The organism is Methanomethylovorans sp. (genome assembly GCF_050177135.1).
Lineage (GTDB): Archaea > Halobacteriota > Methanosarcinia > Methanosarcinales > Methanosarcinaceae > Methanomethylovorans.
Genome location: NZ_JBFXHJ010000007.1, coordinates 18,935 through 27,895, shown reverse-complemented (window position 1 = coordinate 27,895; position 8,961 = coordinate 18,935). Strand labels below are relative to the sequence as shown.

13 protein-coding genes are annotated in these 8,961 nt (G+C 42.6%); 6 read left to right on the top strand and 7 right to left on the bottom strand.

All coding sequences use genetic code 11. From position 1 onward, the window contains the following. From AB7U21_RS01385 to AB7U21_RS01365, 5 genes are all read left to right on the top strand, one after another. Positions 1-1,091 (top strand): PGF-pre-PGF domain-containing protein (locus AB7U21_RS01385; RefSeq protein ID WP_428386574.1); only part of this gene is annotated, 1,091 nt, incomplete at its 5' end. A 34-nt stretch (positions 1,092-1,125) separates the two neighbouring features. Next, a complete protein-coding gene (locus AB7U21_RS01380; RefSeq protein ID WP_428386572.1) occupies positions 1,126-2,142 on the top strand; it encodes a bifunctional N(6)-L-threonylcarbamoyladenine synthase/serine/threonine protein kinase in 1,017 nt (338 codons plus the stop codon). Then, positions 2,143-2,715: a Kae1-associated kinase Bud32 gene (locus AB7U21_RS01375; protein ID WP_333786915.1), complete on the top strand. Its 573-nt coding sequence runs from the start codon at positions 2,143-2,145 to the stop codon at positions 2,713-2,715. Then, on the top strand, positions 2,708-3,262 hold the full coding sequence (locus AB7U21_RS01370) for an XTP/dITP diphosphatase (RefSeq protein WP_333786914.1): 555 nt from the start codon (positions 2,708-2,710) through the stop codon (positions 3,260-3,262). Before AB7U21_RS01375 ends, AB7U21_RS01370 begins: the two co-directional genes overlap by 8 nt. 6 nt (positions 3,263-3,268) lie before the next feature. Beyond that, on the top strand, positions 3,269-3,862 hold the full coding sequence (locus AB7U21_RS01365) for a hypothetical protein (protein WP_428386570.1): 594 nt from the start codon (positions 3,269-3,271) through the stop codon (positions 3,860-3,862). Between the two features lie 39 nt (positions 3,863-3,901). Here AB7U21_RS01365 and AB7U21_RS01360 read toward each other — a convergent pair whose 3' ends face one another. The 3 genes from AB7U21_RS01360 to AB7U21_RS01350 all read right to left on the bottom strand — a co-directional run bounded on the left by AB7U21_RS01360 (position 3,902) and on the right by AB7U21_RS01350 (position 6,260). Continuing rightward, positions 3,902-4,780, bottom strand: coding sequence for an archaellin/type IV pilin N-terminal domain-containing protein (locus AB7U21_RS01360; RefSeq protein WP_428386568.1), 879 nt, complete (start codon positions 4,778-4,780; stop codon positions 3,902-3,904). Between the two features lie 191 nt (positions 4,781-4,971). Further along, positions 4,972-5,613 (bottom strand): cyclase family protein, encoded by a 642-nt coding sequence (locus tag AB7U21_RS01355; protein WP_428386566.1) that lies wholly within the window; start codon positions 5,611-5,613, stop codon positions 4,972-4,974. Next, the gene (locus AB7U21_RS01350; protein ID WP_428386564.1) at positions 5,610-6,260 is read right to left on the bottom strand and encodes a histidinol phosphate phosphatase domain-containing protein; all 651 of its coding nucleotides are present in this window, start codon (positions 6,258-6,260) and stop codon (positions 5,610-5,612) included. The genes AB7U21_RS01355 and AB7U21_RS01350 overlap by 4 nt, the downstream gene beginning before the upstream one ends. Positions 6,261-6,392: 132 nt before the next feature. Here AB7U21_RS01350 and AB7U21_RS01345 point away from each other — a divergent pair, with 132 nt between their 5' ends. Beyond that, positions 6,393-6,692, top strand: coding sequence for a DUF211 domain-containing protein (locus AB7U21_RS01345; protein ID WP_292350745.1), 300 nt, complete (start codon positions 6,393-6,395; stop codon positions 6,690-6,692). Between the two features lie 9 nt (positions 6,693-6,701). On the opposite strand, the gene AB7U21_RS01340 is transcribed toward AB7U21_RS01345, so the two are convergent. The 4 genes from AB7U21_RS01340 to AB7U21_RS01325 all read right to left on the bottom strand — a co-directional run. Continuing rightward, complete coding sequence (locus AB7U21_RS01340) at positions 6,702-6,836, bottom strand: hypothetical protein (RefSeq protein WP_333786909.1); 135 nt, start codon at positions 6,834-6,836, stop codon at positions 6,702-6,704. Between the two features lie 2 nt (positions 6,837-6,838). Further along, positions 6,839-7,609: a 23S rRNA (uridine(2552)-2'-O)-methyltransferase gene (locus AB7U21_RS01335; protein WP_333786908.1), complete on the bottom strand. Its 771-nt coding sequence runs from the start codon at positions 7,607-7,609 to the stop codon at positions 6,839-6,841. 16 nt (positions 7,610-7,625) lie between these two features. Further along, the gene (locus tag AB7U21_RS01330) at positions 7,626-8,174 is read right to left on the bottom strand and encodes a DUF7109 family protein (protein ID WP_333786907.1); all 549 of its coding nucleotides are present in this window, start codon (positions 8,172-8,174) and stop codon (positions 7,626-7,628) included. 58 nt (positions 8,175-8,232) lie between these two features. Continuing rightward, on the bottom strand, positions 8,233-8,961 hold a 729-nt coding region (locus AB7U21_RS01325), incomplete at its 5' end, for a Vms1/Ankzf1 family peptidyl-tRNA hydrolase (protein ID WP_428386561.1).

Genomic DNA, 8,961 nt, shown 5'->3' with positions numbered 1-8,961 from the left:
CTCCCAACAATTATTACAATGCAACAGGACTTGGCAATGGAGTGGAACATACTATAACTATCGAAACAGTGGATACTTCAGGAAACATTAATACTGTACAGGTAACTGATCCGGCAACTACATTGAAGTTACCTGTGATCTCAAATGTCGCCGGAAAGAGCATAAAGACCACTTCGATCACACTGGAGTGGGATGCTTCTGAAGATACTGCAACGGTACAAATAAGCGTGAATGGTACTCTCCTTGATATTGTAAACGGATCAACATATGTACATAGTAACCTTAATAGTTCCACAACTTACAACTATACTCTGGTCCCATTCAATCAAAATGGACTAAAAGGCGAAGCAGTAAGTATTAGCCTCACAACATTTTCCTCCAGCAGTGGTGGAGGAGGAAGCAGTGGAGGCAGCAGTAAGAGTAGCAGCGGGGGCGGAGGCGGTGGCGCAGGTAGTGTTGAGGACTTTGCAAACGTTGCTGTGAAAGATGTTGACAGTGAGTATCTGAGAACAAATAGCAATGTCACCTATGAATTCACAAGAGAGGGCAATGCTATCCAATCTGTTCGTTTTTATTCTCTTAAGAACTCAGGAGAAATAACCTCTACTATAGAGGTGCTGAACAACAGATCAAAGCTTTCACTTATCGATCCGGAGGGGTTGGTTTACAAATATATTAACATCTGGGTAGGTAAGGCTGGTTTTGCTACATCCGATAATATAAGGGATGCACGCGTGGAGTTCAGGGTGAACAATTCATGGATGGAAGAGATGGCAATAAGCGCTGATGAAATAAAATTGCAGAGATATAATGGAACTGCATGGGAGATCCTGCCTACTATCCTGGAAAGTAACACTACCGGTTATTCCATATTTGAAGCCCAAACCCCGGGTTTTTCTCCATTTGCGATCACTGCCCAGGGTCTGCTCTCTTCCCCTGTGGATAATGTTACTGATACACCATTCAATTATATCAGTGATGTAGGTATGGAGAAAAAGCAGCCCGCAAAGTCCAGGATATGGACATTCATAATTGTTTTTGTATTGATGGGAATACTTGCAGTTGGGTATGAATACCTGAAGAAAGAGTAAGATTAATCTGCTTTACATCCTTTACCAGATACCAATGAAAGAAACAGTTCTTGGAATAGAGGGCACTGCATGGAACCTTAGCGCAGCTATTGTCAATGAGAAAGATGTTATCGCTGAGGTTACACATACATATGTGCCTCCTGTTGGGGGAATACACCCCAGGGAAGCTGCGCAGCATCATGCCAGATTTGCTTCACATGTAATAGGAAAACTGCTTGATGAAGGAAGAAAAAAAGGTATATCCAGCTCTATGATAGACGGAATAGCCTTTTCTCAGGGTCCTGGGCTTGGTGCGTGCCTGCGCACTGTAGCTACTGCAGCACGTGCTCTTTCTTTGAGTCTGGATGTGCCTCTTATAGGTGTCAATCATTGTCTTGCACACATAGAAGTTGGTCGGTGGAAGACTCCCGCCAGGGATCCGGTGACATTATATGTAAGTGGTGCCAATTCCCAGGTACTGGCATATAAAATGGGTAAATACCGTGTGTTCGGAGAGACACTGGATATTGGTCTGGGAAATGCATTGGATAAGTTTGCCAGGAATGCGGGGCTTACTCATCCGGGCGGTCCTAAGATCGAAGAACTGGCAAGGAAAGCAAAAAATTACATCCCAATGCCCTATGTTGTGAAGGGTATGGACCTATCTTTCTCAGGGCTTTCCACAGCTGCCACAGATGCTCTTGCAAAGGCCAGCCTTGAAGATGTGTGCTATTCTTTCCAGGAAACAGCTTTTTCCATGGTCGTGGAAGTAACAGAAAGGGCACTTGCCCACACCGGCAAGAAAGAAGTACTGCTTGCCGGAGGTGTAGGAGCTAATATGCGCCTTCGGGAGATGCTTAAAATAATGTGTGAAGAAAGAGGTGCTTATTTCTACGTTCCAGAAAAACGTTTCATGGGCGATAATGGGGCAATGATAGCATATCTTGGTTTATTGATGTTGAGTTCTGGTAATGTCATATCTGTTGAGAACTCCCACGTGAACCCTAATTTCAGACCAGATTCCGTGGATGTTACGTGGATCAATGAAAAGTGTCTGGAAGGTGATCTGTAAATGTACCTGGCCAGAGGAGCAGAAGCACTCGTTACACTCGATGAAGGTATAGTGATAAAAGAACGGATTCCTAAAAGTTACCGCTTACAGGAGATCGATGAGCGTATACGTAAAGAAAGGACCCGTGCAGAGGCGAGGCTCATTTCCGAAGCCCGCAGAGGTGGAGTACCTACTCCTGTGATCTATGACATACAGGATTTCCGAATAGAGATGCAGTACATTGAAGGCAAGCCCCTGAAATATCTCATGGATGAAGAAATGAGCAACAAAGTTGGCCAGCTTGTGGGTCGTCTTCACTCCAATGGTATTATACATGGTGATCTGACAACTTCTAACATGATATTTTCTAATGCCAGAATATACCTCATAGATTTCGGTCTGGCCTATATGGACAGCAGTCTCGAAGCACAGGGTGTGGATGTGCATGTACTTTTCCAGACATTCGAGAGTACACACAGTGACCACGAGAAATTGATAGCAAGCTTCTGTCAGGGTTATCGGGAAAGTTTTGTATGTGCAGATGATGTGATCGAACGTGTGAAAGAGATCGAGAAAAGAGGTCGTTATGCGTAAGATAGTATTTGTGACCGGCAACAATGGAAAATTCAGGGAAGCAAGATCCATACTTGCAGCAAAGAACATCGAGCTGATCCAAAATTCAGACGGCTATCCTGAATTGCAGGAAGATGAGCTGGAACCCATAGCTTCTTTCGGAGCAAAATGGGCGGCTGAAAAACTGCAGATTCCTGTAATGGTGGATGATTCAGGTCTTTTCATTAATGCACTTAATGGTTTTCCAGGTCCTTACTCTGCTTTCGTGGAGAGCAAAATTGGTAACAAAAGAGTGCTCAAACTTATGGAAGATGAGGACGACCGCAAGTCAGTCTTTAAGTCAGTTATCGGTTACTGTGAGCCTGGAAAAGAAGCCATCGTATTCACAGGTACAGTTGAAGGGCACATATCTTTTGAGGAAAGGGGTACCGGTGGATTCGGGTATGATCCAATATTCGAGTATCATGGCAGGACTTTTGCAGAGATGACCGATGAAGAGAAGAACAAGCTTTCTCACAGGCGCAGGGCGCTGGACAAGTTCTTTGAATGGCTTCCTAAGCAAAGGTGACATACTTTGGGGCGAAGCTTTTTCAGAGATAACGAAGGTATAGACACCATTCCCCTGAAAATGGTGGTGTATCTTGTGATCACAGGGTGTGTGCTTGTTTTGCTAGCAATATCATGGAACGCCATTGTTCCAGTAAAGCAAGGCTATGATGTTGAGAAACAATTATCTGAGGCATCTCTTGAACTGCTTTCTCTTCAGCGCGGTAAAACACGTGATCTTTCCATGCCTTTCAGTTCTGAGGGTAGTATGTGTTCCATTGAACTTGATTTTCCACAGGAGATCACTTATATTGGATTTGGTGTGGACCCGGATCCGGACAACGATGGCAATGTAACTAACTCTGCCTGGAGCATAGAAAACAACACCATCATTTACAGATATGACAGCAGTGTTAAGAAAAGATGGATAATAGAAGCTGAACAGATCAACTTCTGCCAGGGTGTCAGGTCAGATGCTGGCCGATGGTTCCCGGATGATACATTTAATTCATCCACTAAAATGGATATGGGTATAGTGATTGAAAAGCCTGTATCAGGAGCCTACGTTTTTGAACTTGTCAGGAACAATGGCACTTATACTTTATCACATTTCCCTGTATAGTCCCTGACATATCGCAGGGACTTCAGGTAAAGAAGAGGGTTAGTAATACAACAGGACATACCTGTTATCAAAGTATGCGCCAGGTGTTGTGAAATCAAATATTACAAGTGCACCCGCCTCAGGTCTTACTTGTAGCGATAGTTCTGTTCTTGTAGGTAAGCCATCATATGTGGTATCTTCCTTAGAAAACACTTTACGAATGTCTACCACTAACTCCATAATATCGCCGGTACGCAATACTGGCTGATTTGCTTTGAACGTCGATTGATCTCGTATTCTTATTGGGCTGACCGAAATATATTCTTCTGTCGGCAAGTGGATGGCTGATCCTGTGTTGCTGGTGTCGTATCTCAAATTTGCAACATGTGCTCCGTCTGACAGGTATATAATGAGCTGTGAAAGATCCACATCCTCACTACCAGGACCAAGGGATACAGAGATATGTAACTTGGAGATCTCTCCATAGTCCAGTTCGTTATCTACTGTAATTGTTCCGCTGGTGGTACCGGAAGTGGTGTTTGAGATCGTGAAAGAATAGGTTCCCGCAGTAAGGAATCTGTGTTCATAATATGAATCTTCCTCCACATCCACAGTAATGTTCTCAACATTGACAGTGAAGGATTCACTTTCTGAGATCCATTCCACTATACCTCCTCTGGGAATCTCAATACTAGTGTTTGAAAGGCCGCTACTGGTAACAGTGACTGTTCCGTAGGTCGCACGTTCACCTTCCACCCGGTCTACACGTAGATTAGAGGCTACTTCCTTTGTAGTTTCCTGGCCGGTCTGCGAAGCTTTCTGCTGTAATACCCCTGATGTCTTGATGAGAAGCGCAGAAGCTACTGCAGCAACAAGGACCATTGATATGAATATGATGAGTGTACCAATACCCATCTGTGCACTTTCGTCTTTGTGCATTGAATGCTTCCTATTTGCTTTCGTGCGATTTCCCTCAATTAAGTTATGATCTATGAAGATAGTAAGTAATGGACAACTTTTTATTAGCGCTTATAGTATATTAATTCTATTATAATAATTTGCTCGCAAATATATCTATACGGGCACGTACTATTTAAATTAATCTATTAATATAAATCTAAATGCACCATTCATAACTGATCCTCTATAAGGATAGCGCGTGCTGGTGCAGCATCACAATCTATGATCTTCAATGGTAGACAGATAAAAGTGTAAATTCCTTCTTCCACTTTTCCAAGGTCAAGGCACTCGACAATATTCACTCCCTGAGAAAGCAGCGATCTGTGCAGTGGGAGATCCACTTCATTCTCGATGGAGAATGCATCAACTCCCAATATCTTGATCTTTTTATTAGACATCCAGGCGGCTATATCCTCTTTCAGACAAAAATTACCAGCTTCTTCAATTGAAGAGGCACCTGTTTTTAACAATAATGCATCTATTTTGTTTTCCGGACCAATTGCTTTCCATGCTGTATCCAGATGCCCGGCACAGATGTGGCTCCCCATACACCTCACATCCAGCAGAATCGCGCGTCCAATTAAGCTTCCCGGACACAGCATATCAATGGAAATACCATTTTCCAGAACGTGGGAAGGAGCATCCACATGAGTACCAGTGTGGCTTCCCATAAATATAGTTGAAAGGGTAAAACCGTCTTTTCCAATAGAGCAAATCTGTTCGATAACTGGCTCAGGGTCTCCGGGATATACAGGCATACCTTGCCTTATAGCTACGGTTATGTCTATGACCCTTTTGCCTTCAAATATCATTGATATTTCTCATTCACTATCTTCTGGGAATTGTTGAGAACCTTTTCTGCCTGTTCAAGGGTAAGCCCAGCTCCCATGGCGACCTTCAGAGCTGTATCCCTGGTTATAAGATTTCCCGGACTATGTGTATCAGTATCCACCACGCACTTTGCGCCAGTTTCTAAAGCTATCCTGGCTACATGGCCATTAGTTCTATTATGACCGTTCCTTGCTGTTATTTCAAGGTGGACATTGTTATCAACTGCTTTTTCGGCTTCTTCAATGGTTATAAAACCGGGGTGTGCAAGGATATCTACATCTGATAGCTCCACTGAAGCATTGTTTGTTCCGGGTGCAACAGGCTCCACACTTGTTTCTCCATGCACTACTACTATTTCCGCTCCAAGCTCTTTTGAAAGATGGACCATCTTCGCTATCTTAGTGGGAGGAACATGTGTTATCTCTACTCCGGCAAGTACTTTAATATCCATAACTTCTTCAAGGTACTTTGCCTTGCTAACATTTTTAAGGATATGTTCCACGTTGGTAAAGTCTGCATGGTCAGTTATTGCAATAGCTCTGTACCCGTGCATTACCGCTCTTCTGACAAGTTCACTTGGGATAAGTTCTCCATCACTGAATAAGGAATGTGTGTGCAAGTCGATCATAATGTCACCATTATTTCTTACTTATAATAAGGATGCCATATGAAATAAAGATTTATATCATCAATGCTGATATGCAGGTTACTATAACTAATGAATAACAATAATTGTATCTTAAGGATATTTTAAGGAAGGATGAAACAATTGCCTGGAATCATCAGAATGGTCCTGGACGTTTTAAAGCCGCACCACCCATCGATAGTAGAGTTTTCCAAAAAACTAAGTGTCCTGCCGGGTGTTTCCGGTGTCAATCTCAGCTTGTATGAAGTTGACCAGCAGACAGAGACCATCAAGATCACCATCGAAGGTGATGATCTGGACTATGAAGAGATTAAACAGTCCATCGATAACCTGGGTGCAGTGATACACAGTATTGATGAGATCGTGGCAGGTCACAAACTAGTAGAAGAAGTAGAGACCCTTCAGGAACGGTAGATCTCTCACTTAACCGCCTGAATGTTCCAGTCCATATAGCTTTAGAGTGACAGCTTCCGTATTTTGCATGATACCCTGATATTCCAGGGGATTTGCCTGTTTTTTCCAGGTCTGTAGGCTATGGCTTGCAAGGTCTGAGGACATTATCAGTACCTTGCAATAACATCAGCAAAAGCGAAATTAGGTTTAACGTCCTTCACCTTTATTCTTACTTTATCTCCTTCGCGTGCGCCTTTGACAAAAACGACAAAGTCCTGGATCCTGAACACTCCATCGCCTGTTGATCCTGTGCTGGTGATTTCCACATCAAGTTCTTCACCTTTCTTCACGGGCACTTTAAGGAATTTATTAGCTATTACATATATCTCTGCACTCTGAGATCGGGATGCTACAGGAGAAAATGACTTTGTTTGAACAAAATCAGTTCTTGCTTCTTCAAGGAAACCTTTGAACATGTCTCCCTGAAAGACCTTGACCACAAAATGACCACCTGGCTTCAGGATCTTTTTCGCACATCCCAGTGCAGATTTTGAAAGGTCTATGGACCGTGCATGGTCATAGCTCCAGTTTCCTGAAAGGTTAGGAGCTGCATCACAAATTACCACATCCACTCCTTCCTCACCGACCAGCTCAAAGATCTTTTTTATAGTAGTCTCGGAAGTAATATCGCCTTTTATGGTCTCCACGCCTTCTATTGGTGAAATTCGCTGCAGATCAACACCTATTACCCTTCCACCTGAGAGCTTTTTCGCGACCTCGGACCAGCCACCGGGTGCTGCCCCCAGGTCCACAACAGTATCGCCTTCTTTGATCACATTGAACTTCTCATTTATCTGCAATAGCTTGAATGCGGCCCTTGACCTATAGCCTTCTTCTTTTGCACGCCAGTAATAGGTATCCCTTCTATCCCTTGCCATTAGACCCTGCCTGTTGTTAGTTTGATCGTTTTAAACGTTCTATTTTTTTACTTATTTCCATCAGATTATCGGCTACAGTCTCAAATCTTCCAGGTAGCCATGAATCATAGTCATAATATAGATTAAGCAGATCACTATATTTCGATTCCAGTTTTTTTATCTCTTCACTGTCAACTTCAACAGCCTCGATTTTGGTCTTAAGACCGTGTACTTTTTTCTGAAAGCTCTTCAACAATTTCTTTGAAATAGTATCCATATCCACTTTTCTCACAGGTAGCTTCAGAATATCAATTACCTGGCTAAGTTCAGGCGGTATTTCCGGAAATGCGTTGGGTCCTGTTATTAAATATGCATTATCATTAGTTCCTACTCCTGCCACATCCTCTGCAGAAACTGATTCAAGGAGATGCTCTTTCACAGCTTCGGTACAAAGTTCGTTCAGCGACCTGGTTTCGTGAGTAGGACCTCTCAGATCGGATATCTCTTTTTCCACAGCACATATTTCCTCAAAGGTAGCGGCGCCCAAGACATATACTATACCTGTAAGCTCAGCAGCGGATATCATAAGACCATGCCTTGAAGGAAAGATATACAATAACTAAGAAAGAGGGTAATAAAGTTACCTATAACAACTTATATCTCCGACACGCAAGCGACTTGAGAAGGATGGATCCGGGATCATTTTTACTGATATGGATATCTAATGAATTTTCTGTTATCCTTCTTTTGAGGTCTGCATTTTCCAGAGCTGCTCTTGCAAGTTGTATATCTCCCCCTATCAATATCTGATCTGGTTCTTTTCCTATATCATCAAGCATTTCAGCAATGTTCATGCGCACTTTTTCCACATGATGGGCAATGTCTTCTTCTCTCAGGCGCTCAAATCTTCTCTGACTGAAACCGCCTTTTGTATGTTTTGCTTTAACACTGCTTCTTATGATCTGTGATGCGGTCAGATGTTCCCCATCTTCGGTATAACCTACAAAGCTTTCACCTGCATGTGCTATAACGATCAATACACCAGATTTCGGTTCTAGGATCTTGTTAAGCTCATCCACATAGAATTTTTCATCGACGGAAAAATGATGTTTTGTTATGGGAAAAGGTGGCAGGATTATCTCAAATATCAGATCATCTGTGTCATGAAATATGACCATGCCTGTAGATGATCGTATTTTTTCCATTGTCTGTATGCTATTTTCGTTGAAATGCTGTAAGAAGCCTTTGTCCGTATTTTCTGTCTTATAGTCCCAGGGAAGATACATAGAGATAAAAGTATGCTTTACCGAATGCATAGAATCTAATATTGCAAGTATTTGTCTTGTTTCATGCAGGTTCAAGTATATGGGGAT

Coding starts and splice junctions, on each gene's coding strand:
- AB7U21_RS01380 (WP_428386572.1), top strand. CDS start 1,126: ATGAAAGAAACAGTTCTTGGAATAGAGGGCACTGCATGGAACCTTAGC.
- AB7U21_RS01375 (WP_333786915.1), top strand. CDS start 2,143: ATGTACCTGGCCAGAGGAGCAGAAGCACTCGTTACACTCGATGAAGGT.
- AB7U21_RS01370 (WP_333786914.1), top strand. CDS start 2,708: ATGCGTAAGATAGTATTTGTGACCGGCAACAATGGAAAATTCAGGGAA.
- AB7U21_RS01360 (WP_428386568.1), bottom strand. CDS start 4,780: ATGCACAAAGACGAAAGTGCACAGATGGGTATTGGTACACTCATCATA.
- AB7U21_RS01355 (WP_428386566.1), bottom strand. CDS start 5,613: ATGATATTTGAAGGCAAAAGGGTCATAGACATAACCGTAGCTATAAGG.
- AB7U21_RS01350 (WP_428386564.1), bottom strand. CDS start 6,260: ATGATCGACTTGCACACACATTCCTTATTCAGTGATGGAGAACTTATC.
- AB7U21_RS01345 (WP_292350745.1), top strand. CDS start 6,393: ATGAAACAATTGCCTGGAATCATCAGAATGGTCCTGGACGTTTTAAAG.
- AB7U21_RS01340 (WP_333786909.1), bottom strand. CDS start 6,836: ATGTCCTCAGACCTTGCAAGCCATAGCCTACAGACCTGGAAAAAACAG.
- AB7U21_RS01335 (WP_333786908.1), bottom strand. CDS start 7,609: ATGGCAAGGGATAGAAGGGATACCTATTACTGGCGTGCAAAAGAAGAA.
- AB7U21_RS01330 (WP_333786907.1), bottom strand. CDS start 8,174: ATGATATCCGCTGCTGAGCTTACAGGTATAGTATATGTCTTGGGCGCC.